General features: G+C 65.2%; 16 protein-coding genes. 4 read left to right on the forward strand and 12 right to left on the reverse strand.

Annotated features, from left to right (window positions below; all coding sequences use genetic code 11):
• Positions 1-45: 45 nt before the first annotated feature.
• The 11 genes from thiL to IVB19_RS20730 all read right to left on the reverse strand — a co-directional run bounded on the left by thiL (position 46) and on the right by IVB19_RS20730 (position 8,232).
• Positions 46-1,044, reverse strand: a complete 999-nt coding sequence (gene thiL, locus IVB19_RS20680; RefSeq protein WP_247487880.1) for a thiamine-phosphate kinase — start codon at positions 1,042-1,044, stop codon at positions 46-48.
• Between the two features lie 176 nt (positions 1,045-1,220).
• Positions 1,221-1,718 (reverse strand): transcription antitermination factor NusB, encoded by a 498-nt coding sequence (gene nusB, locus IVB19_RS20685; protein ID WP_007611091.1) that lies wholly within the window; start codon positions 1,716-1,718, stop codon positions 1,221-1,223.
• 2 nt (positions 1,719-1,720) lie between these two features.
• On the reverse strand, positions 1,721-2,212 hold the full coding sequence (gene ribH / locus IVB19_RS20690) for a 6,7-dimethyl-8-ribityllumazine synthase (RefSeq protein WP_018456854.1): 492 nt from the start codon (positions 2,210-2,212) through the stop codon (positions 1,721-1,723).
• Between the two features lie 72 nt (positions 2,213-2,284).
• Positions 2,285-2,908, reverse strand: coding sequence for a riboflavin synthase (locus IVB19_RS20695; protein WP_018456855.1), 624 nt, complete (start codon positions 2,906-2,908; stop codon positions 2,285-2,287).
• Positions 2,908-4,056 (reverse strand): bifunctional diaminohydroxyphosphoribosylaminopyrimidine deaminase/5-amino-6-(5-phosphoribosylamino)uracil reductase RibD, encoded by a 1,149-nt coding sequence (gene ribD / locus IVB19_RS20700; RefSeq protein ID WP_247487877.1) that lies wholly within the window; start codon positions 4,054-4,056, stop codon positions 2,908-2,910. The genes IVB19_RS20695 and ribD overlap by 1 nt, the downstream gene beginning before the upstream one ends.
• A complete protein-coding gene (gene nrdR / locus IVB19_RS20705; RefSeq protein WP_007603426.1) occupies positions 4,053-4,535 on the reverse strand; it encodes a transcriptional regulator NrdR in 483 nt (160 codons plus the stop codon). The genes ribD and nrdR overlap by 4 nt, the downstream gene beginning before the upstream one ends.
• 30 nt (positions 4,536-4,565) lie before the next feature.
• Complete coding sequence (glyA, locus tag IVB19_RS20710; RefSeq protein ID WP_018456858.1) at positions 4,566-5,864, reverse strand: serine hydroxymethyltransferase; 1,299 nt, start codon at positions 5,862-5,864, stop codon at positions 4,566-4,568.
• 247 nt (positions 5,865-6,111) lie between these two features.
• On the reverse strand, positions 6,112-6,333 hold the full coding sequence (locus IVB19_RS20715; RefSeq protein WP_018456859.1) for a hypothetical protein: 222 nt from the start codon (positions 6,331-6,333) through the stop codon (positions 6,112-6,114).
• Positions 6,334-6,370: 37 nt separating this feature from the next.
• Positions 6,371-6,607 carry a hypothetical protein gene (locus IVB19_RS20720; protein ID WP_026233256.1) on the reverse strand — a complete coding sequence of 79 codons (237 nt, stop codon included), beginning with the start codon at positions 6,605-6,607 and terminating at the stop codon, positions 6,371-6,373.
• A gap of 202 nt (positions 6,608-6,809) precedes the next feature.
• Complete coding sequence (gene ldtR / locus IVB19_RS20725; RefSeq protein WP_018456861.1) at positions 6,810-7,328, reverse strand: transcriptional regulator LdtR; 519 nt, start codon at positions 7,326-7,328, stop codon at positions 6,810-6,812.
• A gap of 406 nt (positions 7,329-7,734) precedes the next feature.
• Positions 7,735-8,232, reverse strand: coding sequence for a DUF6163 family protein (locus IVB19_RS20730; RefSeq protein ID WP_007611119.1), 498 nt, complete (start codon positions 8,230-8,232; stop codon positions 7,735-7,737).
• Between the two features lie 122 nt (positions 8,233-8,354).
• Here IVB19_RS20730 and hemB point away from each other — a divergent pair, with 122 nt between their 5' ends.
• The 3 genes from hemB to IVB19_RS20745 all read left to right on the forward strand — a co-directional run bounded on the left by hemB (position 8,355) and on the right by IVB19_RS20745 (position 11,241).
• Positions 8,355-9,416: a porphobilinogen synthase gene (gene hemB, locus IVB19_RS20735; RefSeq protein ID WP_018456862.1), complete on the forward strand. Its 1,062-nt coding sequence runs from the start codon at positions 8,355-8,357 to the stop codon at positions 9,414-9,416.
• 345 nt (positions 9,417-9,761) lie between these two features.
• Positions 9,762-10,301, forward strand: coding sequence for an RDD family protein (locus IVB19_RS20740; protein WP_039800407.1), 540 nt, complete (start codon positions 9,762-9,764; stop codon positions 10,299-10,301).
• Positions 10,302-10,464: 163 nt separating this feature from the next.
• Positions 10,465-11,241 (forward strand): arginyltransferase, encoded by a 777-nt coding sequence (locus IVB19_RS20745; RefSeq protein WP_018458387.1) that lies wholly within the window; start codon positions 10,465-10,467, stop codon positions 11,239-11,241.
• 121 nt (positions 11,242-11,362) lie between these two features.
• Here IVB19_RS20745 and IVB19_RS20750 read toward each other — a convergent pair whose 3' ends face one another.
• Positions 11,363-12,715: an Nramp family divalent metal transporter gene (locus tag IVB19_RS20750; protein WP_018458388.1), complete on the reverse strand. Its 1,353-nt coding sequence runs from the start codon at positions 12,713-12,715 to the stop codon at positions 11,363-11,365.
• Between the two features lie 167 nt (positions 12,716-12,882).
• On the opposite strand from IVB19_RS20750, the gene IVB19_RS20755 reads away from it, so the two are divergent.
• A complete protein-coding gene (locus tag IVB19_RS20755; RefSeq protein WP_247819859.1) occupies positions 12,883-14,127 on the forward strand; it encodes an MFS transporter in 1,245 nt (414 codons plus the stop codon).
• Positions 14,128-14,238 lie beyond the last annotated feature (111 nt).

Consider the following 14,238-nt stretch of genomic DNA (forward strand, 5'->3'; position numbering starts at 1 on the left):
TATTTAGCCTGTCTTGGCAGCCGGGACGCCGGTTTGGAGCAATTCCTAGAAGTGGCTGTAGGAGAGCCGCTTCAAGACCAGCTCCTGGCCCTGCCCGTCCAGGAAGCGCGGCCGCTCATGGCCCGCGACGATCGTGCCGATGGCCGTGACGGCAAGGCCTGCCGCACGCCCCAAGGCAATCAGCGCGTTGGCTTGCGCTGGCGGAGCGGTGAACAGCACCTCGTAATCGTCCCCTCCGGCCAGCAGCGTCTCGACGGAAACGACCTTGCCTGCGATCAGGCCGGCGGCAGCGGCCGAGAGCGGCACGCTCGTCACGTCGATCGTGGCCGAGACGCCTGATGCCGCACAGAGCTTGGTCAGATCTCCAGCAAGGCCGTCGGAGACATCCATCGCAGCCGTCGCATGGTCACGCACGGACTGCGCGAGAGCATTGCGCGGCTGCGGCACGCGATAGCGCGAGATCAGCGTCTCGCGCGCGTGCGGATCGGAGGCCAGCGCATTCGCGACCGCGCCGCCCTTGAGCACGTCAAGGCCAAGCGCGGCGTCGCCGATCGTCCCCGTCACCAGGATACGGTCGCCCGGTTGGGCGCCGGTGCGGCCGACCATCCGCCCCTGCGGCACGCGGCCAAAGGCGGTAATCGAGATCATCTGCGGCCCCGGCGTCGACACCGTGTCGCCGCCGAGCAGCGGACAGACGAAGGTTTTCGCATCCTCGCCGAGCGCGTCCGCGAACGGCCTGAGCCAAGCGTCTTCCTTGCTGCGCAGCGCCAATGTCAGCACGAAGCCGGCCGGCACGGCCCCCTTGGCGGCGAGATCGGACAGGTTCACCCGCAGCGCCTTGCGCGCGATGGTATCGGGAGGATCGGTGGCAAGATAATGCACGCCCTCGACCACCGCGTCGGTGGTGACGACGATGTCGCTGCCGAGCGCCTGCAGGATGGCGGCATCGTCCACCAGCCCCAAGGCGCCGGGATCAGTCGCCAGCGGCTTGAAATAGCGCGCGATGAGGGAGTCTTCGGCGGAGGGATTGTGCGGGTTTGTCATCAGCGTCAGCCACACACTTCGCTGTCATCGCCGGGCTTGACCGGGCGATCCAGTATTCCAGAGACGATCGTGTGACATCGATAGGCCGCGGCGTACTGGATCACCCGCCTTCGCGGGTGATGACGGCGGAATATGGGGCAGCCACATCGCATCAATTCACCGCCCTGCGCCTCAATTCACCCCCGCCCGAACTCGTCACCGCGAAACTGGCGGCCGATCTGGTCGAGCACCGCGTTGACCATGCCGGTCTCCTCGCGGTCGACGAAGGCATTGGCGACGTCGACATATTCGGACACGACGACGCGGCCCGGCACGTCCTTGCGGTGTTCCAATTCGTAGGCCCCTGCCCGCAGCACCGCGCGCAGGATCGCTTCGATGCGCTTCAATGGCCAGCCCTTCGACAGCGCCTCGTCGATCAGCGGATCGAGTTTCTTCTGGTCGCGCACGACGCCGGAGACGACGTCGCGGAAGAACGCCGCTTCCGCCGGGAGATATGTGTCGCCCTCGACCTCGTTGCCGAGCCAGTGGCTCTCGAACTCGGCAAAAATGTCGTTGATGCCGGCACCGCCGATATCCATCTGGTACAGCGCCTGCACGGCTGCGAGCCGCGCCGCACCGCGCCGGTTCGCCTTCTTCTCCGTGCCGGCCGGCGGCTTCTTGTTGTTATCGGCCATGATCAAGCCCGCGCCAGCCGGCGCTTTATGCGCAGCATCGCAATCGCGGCCCGCGCGGCATCGCCGCCCTTGTTCAGCTCGCTGGCGCGCGCCCGCGCCCAGGCCTGCGCCTCGGTGTTGACGGTGAGGATGCCGTTGCCGAGCGGCAGCTTTCGCGCCACCGCCAGGTCCATCAGCGCGCGCGAGGATTCCTGCGAGACGATCTCGAAATGGATGGTGTCGCCACGGATCACGCAGCCGAGCGCGATCGCGGCATCATAGGGCTTGCCATTGGTCGCCGCGGCGTCAACCGCGATGGCGATCGCCGCAGGAATCTCCAGTGCACCGGGAACCGTGATGACGTCGTGGGTCAGACCGGCCGCCTTCAGCTCGGCCACCGCGCCTTCGAGCATCGCGTCCTGGAGATCGTCATAGAACCGCGCCTCGACGATCAGCGCGCGTGCGCCGGAAACGTCGGTCTGGTCCTTCAGGGGTGCGCGCCGCGCGTCTGCCATCGTCAAATCCGTTCCACAGGGGTTGGCGCTATGTAGTCGCCACCAGCGGGTAAGCCAAGTTTAAAGACGCCGTCACTTCATTTCCGTCAGCCGCGCCGCGTAGCGGGCCATCAGATCGACCTCGATATTGACCTCATCTCCCGCCTTCCAGCCGCCGATCGTCGTGACCGTCAGGGTGTGCGGGATGATCAGCACCGAAAAGGTCACGTCCTTCACCGTATTAACCGTCAGCGAGACGCCGTCGAGCGTGATCGAGCCCTTGGTCGCGATGAACCGCGCCAGCTCCCGCGTCGTGGAGAGCTCGAACCGCGCCATGTCGGGCAGGTCCTCGCGGCTGACGAGGGTCGCGATGCCATCGGCATGGCCGGCGACGATATGCCCGCCAAGCTCGTCGCCGATCTTGAGCGCACGCTCGAGATTGAGCCTGGTGCCGACCCTCCAATGCTTTGCGGTCGTCAGCGCCAACGTCTCGGCCGCGGCATCGACGTCGAACCAGGTCCTTTGAGCAGAGTCCTTGCCGCCTTCGACGCCGGAAGCAACCACCGTCAGGCAGACGCCGTTGCAGGCGATCGAGGCGCCGTCCGCAATGGTGGTCTGCTCGTAGCGGCAGGCGATGCGCAGCCGGTGCAACTGGCCCTGCGCCGTCGGCGTGAAGCCGACGATCTCGCCGATATCGGTGACAATGCCGGTGAACATCACGCGCGCTCGTAGATGGTGAGAGTATCCTGATCGAAGGTCTCGCTAGCATGAACCTTGTAGGCCTGCGACTGCGTGATTTTCGACAGGGGCAATGCAGCGAGCGCATCCACCCCGTCGGCGCCCACCGCTTCCGCGCCGTGGAACAGCCAGATCTCGTCAACGAGGTCCGCGGCGATGAAGGACGCCGCGACGCGGCTGCCGCCCTCGATCACCAGCCGCGTGATGCCCTTGCCGGCCAATGCATGCAGCACGGCCGCAAGATCGAGTCCCGAGGCATTGCCGGGCGGCACGCGGATCACCTGCGCACCGGCCGCACCGAGCCGCGTGGCGGCCGCGGCCTCCGCGAGTTCAGAACCCACCACCCATAGCGGAATCTCGCGCGCGGAGCCCACGAGCCTGCTTGCGCCGGGAATACGCAGATTCTGGTCGAGCACCACCCGCACCGGCGAGCGCACCGCCATGCCCGACAGGCGGCAGTCGAGCTGCGGATCGTCCGCCAGCACGGTGCCGATGCCGACTAGGATGGCGTCGCTTTGCGCGCGGAGGAGATGCACCCGGTTGCGCGCCGCCTCGCCGGTGATCGCGACCGGCTTGCCGCCGGCCGCGCCGATCTTGCCGTCGGGCGAGACCGCGAGCTTCAGGATCACATGCGGGCGGCGATCCCTGATGCGACGGAAATGCCCGGCGTGATCGAAGGCGGCTTCGCGCGCGCACAGACCCACATCCACCATGATGCCGGCGGCGCGCAGGCGTGCGTGGCCCTGACCGGCGACTTCCGGATTGGGATCCTCGATCGCGGCCACCACGCGTTTGATGCCGGCGGCGATCACGGCGTCCGCGCACGGTGGCGACTTGCCGAAATGCGAGCACGGCTCCAGCGTGACGTAGAGCGTGGCGCCTCGCGCGGCCTCGCCTGCGCGCCGCAGCGCTTCAGGCTCGCCATGCGGCCGTCCGCCAGGTTGGGTCCAACCGCGGCCGACGATCACGCCGTCCTTGACGATGACGGCGCCGACGGCGGGATTGGGCCAGGTACTTCCCTGCCCGCGCCGGCCGAGCGCCAGCGCAAGCTCCATGAAGCGCCGGTCGGCATCCCTGGACTCGCGCGCCTTCTGCGCGAATTGATCCTCCAGGATGCGGAAGATCATTTGCGGATCGCGGCGAGCCGCGCTTCCTCCTCGCCGGAGAGCTCGCCGAGCACGTCGGCGAAATCCTTGGCCTCGCGGAAATTGCGGTAGACCGAGGCGAAGCGGACATAGGCGACGTCGTCGAGCGTGCGCAGATGCTCCATCACGGTCTCGCCGATCACCTCCGAGGAGATTTCAGCCTCGCCCCCCGTCTCGAGCTCGCGCACGATGGTGGAGACCATCTTCTCCACCCGTTCCGGCTCGACCTGCCGCTTGCGCAAGCTGATCGACACCGAGCGCATCAGCTTGTCGCGGTCAAACGGCACGCGGCGGCCGTTGCGCTTGATCACCGTGAGCTCGCGCAGCTGCACGCGCTCGAAGGTGGTGAAGCGGAAATTGCAGGCGACGCACACGCGCCGCCTGCGTATCACGGAAGAGTCCTCGGTCGGACGCGAGTCCTTCACCTGCGTATCGAGACTGTTGCAGTTCGGGCAGCGCATCCGTTGACCTTGACCGGTTTTTCTTGAGCCTTACTGATAGATCGGGAAACGGTCGGTGAGCACCTTGACCCGTTCCTTGATCGCGGCTTCCACCAGCGGCGCCTTGCCGTCGTCGGACTGCGCGATCGCGTTGAGGACTTCGGCGATCATGCCGCCGACCTGCTGGAATTCAGCGACACCAAAGCCGCGGGTGGTCGCAGCCGGCGTGCCCAGACGAATACCGGAGGTGACGAACGGTGACTCGGGATCGAACGGAATGCCGTTCTTGTTGCAAGTGATGGCGGCGCGAACCAGCGCCTTCTCCGAGGCGTTGCCCTTCAGGCCCTTCGGCCGGAGGTCAACCAGCATCAGATGATTATCGGTGCCGCCCGAGACAATGTCGAACCCGTGGCCCTTCATCGCCTCCGCCAGAGCCTTGGCGTTCTCGACGACGTTCTTGGCATAGACCTTGAAGTCCGGCCGCAGCGCCTCGGCGAAGGCGACCGCCTTGGCCGCGATTACATGCATCAGTGGGCCGCCCTGCAGGCCCGGGAAGATCGCCGAGTTGAATTTCTTGGTCAGCGCCTCATCATTCCACAGCATCAGGCCGCCACGCGGACCGCGCAGCGACTTGTGGGTCGTGGTGGTGGTGATGTGCGCGTGAGGCACGGGCGAGGCATGCACGCCGCCGGCGACGAGACCGGCGAAGTGCGCCATGTCGACCAGGAGATACGCGCCGACGCTGTCCGCGATCTCGCGGAAGCGCTTGAAGTCCCAGGCGCGCGAATAAGCCGAGCCGCCGGCCACGATCAGCTTCGGCTTGACCTCCTCGGCCTGCTTGGCGACCGCGTCCATGTCGATGATCTGGTCCTCGCGGCGCACGGTGTAGTGCGCGGCCTTGAACCACTTGCCGCTCATGTTGACCGGGGAGCCGTGGGTGAGATGGCCGCCGGCCGCGAGATCGAGGCCCATGAAGGTGTCGCCGGGCTGAAGCAGCGCCAGAAACACCGCCTGGTTCATCTGGCTGCCGGAGTTCGGCTGCACGTTGGCGAAGTTGGCGCCGAACAGCTTCTTGGCACGATCGATCGCGAGGTTCTCGGCGACGTCGACCCACTCACAACCGCCGTAGTAGCGCGCGCCCGGATAGCCTTCCGCGTATTTGTTGGTCATCACCGAACCCTGCGCTTCCAGCACGGCACGGCTGACGATGTTCTCGGAGGCGATCAGCTCGACCTCGTGGCGCTGGCGGCCGAGCTCTCCCTTGATGGCGGCTGCGATTTCCGGGTCAGCCTGCTCGAGCGAGGCGGTGAAAAACGAATCGGGCGCGGAGGCGGTTTTGGCGAAGGTCATCTTGCGAATATCTCCACCGCCGCAGCCTTTTGGCGGGCTACGGGCGGGTCTGGTGTGGCGATCGGAAGCGGCGAGCGCGATCTACCACATCGCCCGCAACAGGCCAAGGGTTTGCGGGTCGGACCTGTGATTTATGCAAGATATGGTGGGATTGGAGGATTTGGACGACGGGGTGGTATCCGGCGTCCATGTCCACGAAAGGTCCGCTTTGGGCTCGAAAGGCCGCGCGGGTGCGAGGGGCCGGCCTCTACAGCCCGGTATACCCCGCCTTCACGGGATCCACGCTGCCGTCGAGCTGCCGCAGATAGGTCAGGCCGCAAACCGTCAACCTGTGGGTGTCCTTCTCGCCGGCTTCCATCAAGGTGGTGATGTAGTTCGTGACCTTTTCCCGCGCCTCCGCGCTCGCCGCAGACGTGCGGTTGGCGAGCAAATCGTAGGTATGCATGATCCGGTCGATAGCAGCTTCCATGGCACCCTCTGGTTCTTGCCGCGTTTGGGAGTTGAGATCAGGCAACCGCTTTGGCCTCGGACTGCGCCTCGAACCTGACAATGGCCTTGTTGGCCAGCCTGATCTTGTTGAATTCGCCGTGCTGGAGCAGCTTGATGACGATCTCGAGCAGGCGCTCGTCGGTGACGAGGGTGTCCCGGATCGCGCCGGAGCGGCGAAGATAGTTCGCGGCGATGGCGTAGGCCTCGCTCACGAGTTCCACGTTCATCACCCCCACGCCACGCTCGACCAGCATCGTCAGCCTCCGATCCGGAGGAGATAAGCATCGAACCGGGAACTCGTTCCCTGGTGTCGGGGATTTTTTTCGCAACCGCGAAATGGAAAAACGCACCGGTCCGGACACAGCCGGGCCGGCGCGCTTGGGGAAGCTCAGGCACGTTCGGGAGGCTTGCCGGTCTTGTTGCGGGCCGGCTTGGCCTTGTCCCGTCGAAAAGAACTCAGAGACGATACAGGATTTGGTCGGTCCAGAACCGCTCGAGGCGGTGCAGCGATTTGTTCAGGGTCGAGAACTCCTCGCCCGAGATGCCGCCGACCTGTTCGACCGTCTTGACGTGCTTCTGGTAGAGCGAGTCGACGATGCGGCGGATTTCCTGGCCCTGCGGCGTCAGGCGGATGCGCACCGAGCGGCGATCGACGCGCGAGCGCTGATGGTCGAGGAAGCCGAGCTCGACGAGCTTCTTCAGATTGTAGGAAACGTTGGAGCCGAGGTAATAACCGCGCGTGCGCAGTTCGCCCGCGGTCAGCTCCTTGTCGCCGATGTTGTAGAGCAGCAGCGCCTGCACCGAGTTGATGTCCGCACGGCCGCGGCGATCGAACTCGTCCTTGATGACGTCGAGCAGCCGGCGATGCAGCCGCTCCACCAGAGTCAAAGCTTCCAGATAGAGCGTCTGCACCGAACCCTGCTGGCCGGAGACGCGCTCTGCGGTATCTGCCGCAGTTGCGACGGCTTTCATCATGACACTTCCCCTGTTGTCGTTTTTATCGACACTCATTCGACGAAACTTGTGTCCCGTCTGATAGGTGCAACTTAAGGGGCTCGTTTGAAGATCGGCTTAAATAAGAGAATAAAGAGATCATGAATTTAAGACAGTGAATTGCGGATTAAGCCTGTCCCACAAGCACTTTTCGCAACAGTCTGTTGACTCTCGCAAGGTCCTGTTCACCCTCCGTCCGCCCCGATTGTCGCATTCCAGAACAGCCCCGCCCCGTTTCGAAACGGCCGCGTAAGAGCTGTGGCGGAACACGCTGGTTAGCGAAAACTTACGTCGAATTTTACGCAACCAACCGTCAACCAAGCGCGACAATCTCGTGTCCCGGACCAACACAGCGAAGCCGAGCGCAGAGTCGGGGCAAGAGAGTTTGCTATGGCGGTCGTTCGCGTGCGGCCATCCAGGCGAGCGCGAGATAGGCCGCCAGCATGAAGGCTTCGACGCCGACCACGACCAGGCTGCCGCCGTAGATGCCCGGGAACATCAGCTCGATCACCGCCATCGACACCACGGTCGTCAGCCACACCACGGCGCCCCAAGGCGTCGCCAGCCACAGCCCGACCGCGGCAACGAGTTCGATCACGGCGAAGTAAATGGTCGAGGCCTGCCAGGCCATCGACTGGTTCTCGAAGGCCTCGTCCTCGCCGCCCACGAAGCCCGTCACCTGCGCCCAATGATAGAGGCCCTTGAGGATCGAGAGCAGCGCCATCACCCGCAGGAACAGCACGAGCCGGCGCGTCCAGACATTGTCGTCGGATTCAGCCCGCTCCGACGAGATCGCCGCCACCGACATGGCGCTGTCTCTGGCATTGTCTCGGACGGCATCCCTGGTGCTGTCGCGGGCCGCATCGCGGGTGGAGATCTCGGACATGCCCCCTTCTGGCTGCTTTGCCCCGCAAAATCAATCGGCTGCCATCTTTTGCGACAGGTCAACCCGCGGTGACGGGAACCATGCGAGCTGGTATAAGAATAATTCCAGCCGGAGGAAAAGTAATGGCGATCAAATACGGACGTCCGATCGAGTTGCGCGAGGTCTCGCGCCGGGATGGCACTGGGGCCTCCCCTGCCCTCGATCTGACCGTCCGCCCGCGCCGCAACCGCAAGGCCGAATGGGCCCGGCGCATGGTGCGCGAGAACGTGCTCACGACGGACGATCTGATCTGGCCGCTGTTTCTGATCGACGGCAACAACAAGCGCGAGCAGATCGCCTCGATGCCGGGTGTCGAGCGTCTCAGTGTCGACCAGGCCGTGCGCGACGCCGAGCGGGCGATGAAGCTCACCATCCCGTGCCTCGCGTTGTTTCCCTACACCGATCCGTCCCTGCGCGACGAGGAGGGCTCGGAAGCCACCAACCCGAACAATCTGGTCTGCCAGGCGGTGCGCGCGATCAAGAAGGAATTCCCGGAGATCGGCATTCTCTGCGACGTCGCGCTCGATCCCTTCACCAGCCACGGCCATGACGGCCTGATCTCCGACGGCAAGATCCTGAACGACGAGACGGTCGCTGTGCTCGTGCGTCAGGCCCTGGTGCAGGCCGAAGCCGGCTGCGACATCATCGCGCCCTCCGACATGATGGACGGCCGCGTTGCCGCGATCCGCGAGGGCCTGGATCGCACCGGCCTGCTCGACGTGCAGATCATGGCCTATGCCGCAAAATACGCGTCCGCCTTTTACGGCCCGTTCCGAGACGCCATCGGCTCGGCCAAGACGCTCACCGGTGACAAGCGCACTTACCAGATGGACAGCGCCAACACCGACGAGGCGCTCCGCGAGGTCGAGCTCGACATCGCCGAGGGCGCCGACATGGTGATGGTCAAGCCCGGCATGCCCTATCTCGACGTCGTCCGTCGCGTGAAGGACACGTTCGCGATGCCGACCTTCGCCTATCAGGTGTCCGGCGAATACGCGATGATCGCGGCCGCCGCCAACAACGGCTGGCTCGACGGCGACCGCGCCATGATGGAGAGCCTGCTCGCCTTCAAGCGCGCCGGCGCCGACGGTGTGCTGAGTTATTTCGCACCGAAGGCGGCGGAGAAGCTGCGGACGCAGGGGTAGGCCCCAAGGTCGTCCCGGCGAAGGCCGAGCGCCCCTGTCTCTAATCGTCGTCCTGGCGAAAGCCAGGACCCATACCGGGTGATCTAGCGAGAGCACGCGGTATCGATACCGGCGAACGTACTAACTTCCAGTTTTCGCCAAGCTTGTCCCTGGGGTAATGGGTCCTGGCTTTCGCCAGGACGACACTGAGGGTGTGGCGCCGCGTCCTTTCCTCCCGCCTCCGCCGCCCCCGAATCGCCGGAATATTTCGGCTTGTTAATCTCGGCGCCCTTGGCACGCGGACGGCCTGTTCCCATGTCCTTCCACGGGAGTCCTGCCACGGGAGTTTCCCTCGGGAGAATGGTCATGTCGTACTCGGACTCGGGCAATGCCTGGCGCAATGACGGTGGGGCGCAGCCACATGCCTACGATCCCTATCTGCACCCGGAACTGTTCCGCGGCGTTGCGACGCGGCGGGTCTTCGCCTTCCTGATCGACATGGTTGTGATCTCGGTGCCGGTGATCCTCGGCTACCTCTTCATCGCGGTGTTCGGCGTGGTCACGCTCGGCATCGGCTGGGCGCTGTTCTGGCTGGCCTGGCCGGCCTCCGTGATCTGGGCCATCGTCTATTACGGCGCCTGCATCGGCGGTCCGTCGTCGGCGACCATCGGCATGCGCGTGATGGATCTTGAGTTGCGCACCTGGTACGGCGCGCCCGGCTATTTCGTGCTCGGGGCCACCCACGCCGTGCTGTTCTGGGTGACCGTCTCGTTCCTGTCGCCTTTCGTCGTCCTGGTCGGCCTCTTCAACGGCCGCAGGCGCTTGCTGCAGGATTTCTTGTTGGGAACGGTCGTGATCAACAATTCCGTTCGTGCGCCGGTGCCCCAGGGCGCCAGGACCTACTGATCAGCGACCTTTCGATCAAGGACCTACTGATCAACCAACCTGGATCAAGAACCTGTCAACCTGGACCCGCTATGCTGTCCGATCTGACCTGCCGAGTAGACCGATTGACCGGGGGCTTTCGTAGCGCGATGCTGATGCACATTTTGGAGGCCCACGACGTCCCTTGACCCAGCACTCGCGCGACACCCCACAATTTTACCTCACGGCGCCCTCCCCCTGCCCCTATTTGCCGGGCCGGCACGAGCGCAAGGTGTTTACGCACCTCGTAGGTGAGCGCGCCGGTGACCTCAACGACCTCCTGACCCATGGCGGCTTTCGTCGCAGCCAGTCGATCGCCTACCGTCCCGCCTGCGACCAGTGTCGCGCCTGCGTCTCGGTCCGGGTGATCGCCAACGAGTTCCGCCCCTCCCGCAACTTCCGCAAAGTCATCGCGCGCAACGCCGACATCATCGGCGAGCAGCGCAGCGCGGTGCCGACCTCCGAGCAATATTCGGTGTTCCGCGCCTATCTCGATTCCCGTCACCGCCATGGCGGCATGGCCGACATGACCGTGCTCGACTACGCCATGATGGTCGAGGACAGCCACGTCGAGACCCGTATCATCGAGTACCGCAAGCGCGGTCCCGACAGCGGCATCACCGGCCGCGGCGAGGAGTTGATCGCGGTGGCGCTGACCGACGTGCTCAGCGACGGCCTGTCGATGGTCTATTCGTTCTTCGAGCCGGGCGAAGTCAGCCGCTCGATGGGCACCTTCATGATCCTCGACCACATTGCCCGCGCCCGGCGGCAGGGATTGCCTTACGTCTATCTCGGCTACTGGATCGAGGGCTCCAAGAAGATGGACTACAAGGCCCGCTTCCTGCCGCAGCAGCGCCTCGCGCCGTCAGGTTGGCTGCGCATCGACGCGCAAGGCGATGCGACGTCCGAGCCGCAGGATTAGCTCTCCGTCATGCCCCGCGAAAGCGGGGCATCCAGTACGCCGCGGCGCCTCGGCTCAGTCACTACTGTCTCTGGAATACTGGGTCGTCCGGTCAAGCCGGACGACGACAGCCGTGGTGTGGTCACCCGAACAGCGTGTCCGCGAGCAGCTTCAAGTTCAAAACCACGATGATGCCGGCGACGATCCACGCGATCGCCGCGACCCATACCGGTATGACGAACTTGCCCATCTTGCGGCGGTCGGAGACGAAGCGGACCAGCGGGATGACGGCGAAGGGCAATTGCATCGACAACACGACCTGGCTGAATACCAGCAGATCAGCCGTGCCGCGCTCGCCATAGATCGCGGTGACGACGATCACGGGAATGATCGCGATGCCGCGGGTCAGCAACCGCCGCGCCCAGCTCGGCAGGCGCAGGTCGAGAAAGCCCTCCATCACGATCTGGCCGGCGAGCGTCGCCGTCACCGTTGAATTCAGGCCCGAGGCGAGTAGCGCCACTGCGAACAGCGTCGAGGCGATGCCGAGGCCGAGCAACGGAGACAGCAGCTCGAAGGCCTGGCCGATCTCGGCGACGTCGGAATGGCCGCTCTTGTGGAAGGTTGCAGCAGCCACCACGAGGATCGCGGCATTGATGAACAGCGCCAGCATCAGGGCGATGGTCGAATCCGTCGTCGCCCATTTGATCGCCTCGCGCCGGCCTTCGTCGTTGCGCTCATAGGCGCGCGTCTGCACGATCGAGGAGTGCAGATAGAGATTATGCGGCATCACGGTGGCGCCGATGATGCCGATCGCGATGTAGAGCATTTCGGGGTTGGTGAAGATCTCGGTCTTCGGCACAAATCCCCTCAGCATCTCGGCGACCGGCGGGGCTGCCGCGGCAAGCTGGACGGTGAAGCAGACTGCGATCACGACGAGCAGCGCGATGACGAAGGCTTCGAGGAAACGGAAGCCCCGATTCATCAGGATGAGCAGCAAAAAGGCATCCAGCGCGGCGATCAGCGCGCCGCCAATCAGGGGAATGCCGAACAGCAGCTTGAGCGCGATCGCGGTGCCGATGACCTCGGCGAGATCGCAGGCGATGATCGCCGCCTCGCAGGCAAGCCAGAGTAGAAAGTTCACGGCCGGCGAATAGGTCCCGCGGCAGGCCTGCGCGAGGTCGCGGTCGGTGACGATGCCGAGCCGTGCCGCCAGCGATTGCAGCAGGATCGCCATCAAATTCGAGAGCAGGATGACGGAGAGCAGCGTGTAGCCGAACTTGGACCCGCCGGCGAGATCCGTCGCCCAATTGCCGGGGTCCATGTAGCCGACCGAAACCAGATAGCCCGGGCCGACGAAGGCGAGCAGGCGCCGCCACCACACCCCCGCGATGGGGAGGGCGACCGAGGCATTCACCTCGGCCAGGCTCTTTGTCATCGGCGCGTCATTGCGCCAGCCGGCAGCATCTCGGGTCAGATCGGGAGAGCGAGCATCCATGCGGCGAGAATACCGAAGTCGAGCCTTATTGCAACTCATTTGCAACTGCATCTAGCCGCGTCGGTCCCTCGGCGGTCGCTATGTGTCGCCCCTGTCGGGAAGCGGGTGGGTTTGGGAGCCTCCCGAGGCGAATACTGGCGCCAACCCGACTTTGCAGGAAACGAGCCATGTCAATTCCCCCGCGCCTCCCCGAGACATTCAACCGCCTCGCCTGGTCCAATTTGGCGGCACAGTCGGCCGAACAGATCGCGCTGGCCGCGGCCCCCATCGTCGCGGTGCTGACGCTCGGCGTGGCAGAAGGCCAGACCGGCCTGCTCCAGACCGCGCTGACCCTGCCCTTCGTCCTCTTCGCCATCCCCGCCGGCCTGCTGGCCGACCGCATCTCCCGCCGTTCGCTGATGGCGGGCGCCGAGGCGCTGCGGGCCGCGGCCCTTGCAGCGATCGTGCTGCTGCTCGCGCTCGGCGCGCTCAATCTGCCGCTGCTGGCGCCGCTCGGCTTTGCCGCCGTGTGCGGCACCGTCGTCTACAGCGTGGCCGCGCCGGCGCTGGTGCCCTCGCTGGTGAGTTCGGACCTGCTACCGGCGGCCAATGCGCGGATCGAGCTCGCACGCACCATCGCCTTCGCCAGCGGCCCTGCGCTCGGCGGCGCGCTGGTCGGGTGGTGGGGCGCGAGCCCGGCCTTCGGCTTTGCGGCCGCGCTGTCCGCGATCGCCGTCGTGCTGCTCTCCGGCATCTACGAGCCCGCCCGCACGCCGGCGCCACGGCGGCATCCGTTTCAGGACATCCGCGAAGGCGCGGCCTTCGTGTTTCATCATCCGCTGCTGCGGCCGGTGTTCATCACCCAGTTCATCTTCAACACCGGATGGTTCCTGCAGATCGCGGTGTTCGTGCCCTATGCCGTACGTCACCTCGGCCTAAACGCGGTCGGCGTCGGCACCGTGCTGACGATGTACGGTGTCGGCATGATGATCGGCGCGCTGTTCGCGACGCGGGTGATGAAGCGCATCGCGTTCGGCACGGTCGTCGGCCTCGGCCCCGTTACCGGCTTCGTCGCGGCGGTGGTGATGGCGCTGACGGTGCTGGTCCCCTCGCCCTGGCTTGCGGCCTTGAGCTTCTTTCTGCTCGGCGTCGGGCCGATCCTGTGGGTGATCTCGACCACGACGCTGCGCCAGTCGGTGACGCCGCCTCGCCTGCTCGGCCGCGTCTCCGCCATCAACATCATGAGCTATGGCGCCCGTCCGGTCGGCTCGGCGCTGGGTGCGATCGTCGGCGGCCTGTGGAGCGCCGAAGCGTGCCTCTATCTCGCCGCCGCCGTGTTCGGCGTGCAGGCGCTGGTCATTTGGCTCTCGCCCGCGGTGGCGCTGGACCGGCAGCCGGACATGGTGGGCGATGAGGCGGTGGCGCGGTGTTAGCTGCACCGTCATTGCGAGCGAAGCGAAGCAATCCAGAATCCGTCCGCGGAGACAGTCTGGATTGCTTGGTCGCAAGAGCTCCTCGCAATGACGGAGTATGTTGAAGCAGCC

Origin of the sequence: Bradyrhizobium sp. 187 (assembly GCF_023101005.1) — a bacterium.
Taxonomy (GTDB): Bacteria; Pseudomonadota; Alphaproteobacteria; order Rhizobiales; family Xanthobacteraceae; genus Bradyrhizobium; species Bradyrhizobium canariense_D.

Bases quoted from the DNA above. Each gene is read 5' to 3' on its own strand.
- hemB (WP_018456862.1), top strand. From the start codon at position 8,355: ATGGCGATCAAATACGGACGTCCGATCGAGTTGCGCGAGGTCTCGCGC.
- IVB19_RS20750 (WP_018458388.1), bottom strand. From the start codon at position 12,715: ATGGATGCTCGCTCTCCCGATCTGACCCGAGATGCTGCCGGCTGGCGC.
- glyA (WP_018456858.1), bottom strand. From the start codon at position 5,864: ATGACCTTCGCCAAAACCGCCTCCGCGCCCGATTCGTTTTTCACCGCC.
- ldtR (WP_018456861.1), bottom strand. From the start codon at position 7,328: ATGATGAAAGCCGTCGCAACTGCGGCAGATACCGCAGAGCGCGTCTCC.
- IVB19_RS20740 (WP_039800407.1), top strand. From the start codon at position 9,762: ATGTCGTACTCGGACTCGGGCAATGCCTGGCGCAATGACGGTGGGGCG.
- ribH (WP_018456854.1), bottom strand. From the start codon at position 2,212: ATGGCAGACGCGCGGCGCGCACCCCTGAAGGACCAGACCGACGTTTCC.
- IVB19_RS20730 (WP_007611119.1), bottom strand. From the start codon at position 8,232: ATGTCCGAGATCTCCACCCGCGATGCGGCCCGCGACAGCACCAGGGAT.
- thiL (WP_247487880.1), bottom strand. From the start codon at position 1,044: ATGACAAACCCGCACAATCCCTCCGCCGAAGACTCCCTCATCGCGCGC.
- IVB19_RS20715 (WP_018456859.1), bottom strand. From the start codon at position 6,333: ATGGAAGCTGCTATCGACCGGATCATGCATACCTACGATTTGCTCGCC.
- nusB (WP_007611091.1), bottom strand. From the start codon at position 1,718: ATGGCCGATAACAACAAGAAGCCGCCGGCCGGCACGGAGAAGAAGGCG.
- IVB19_RS20695 (WP_018456855.1), bottom strand. From the start codon at position 2,908: ATGTTCACCGGCATTGTCACCGATATCGGCGAGATCGTCGGCTTCACG.
- IVB19_RS20755 (WP_247819859.1), top strand. From the start codon at position 12,883: ATGTCAATTCCCCCGCGCCTCCCCGAGACATTCAACCGCCTCGCCTGG.
- IVB19_RS20720 (WP_026233256.1), bottom strand. From the start codon at position 6,607: ATGCTGGTCGAGCGTGGCGTGGGGGTGATGAACGTGGAACTCGTGAGC.
- nrdR (WP_007603426.1), bottom strand. From the start codon at position 4,535: ATGCGCTGCCCGAACTGCAACAGTCTCGATACGCAGGTGAAGGACTCG.
- ribD (WP_247487877.1), bottom strand. From the start codon at position 4,056: ATGATCTTCCGCATCCTGGAGGATCAATTCGCGCAGAAGGCGCGCGAG.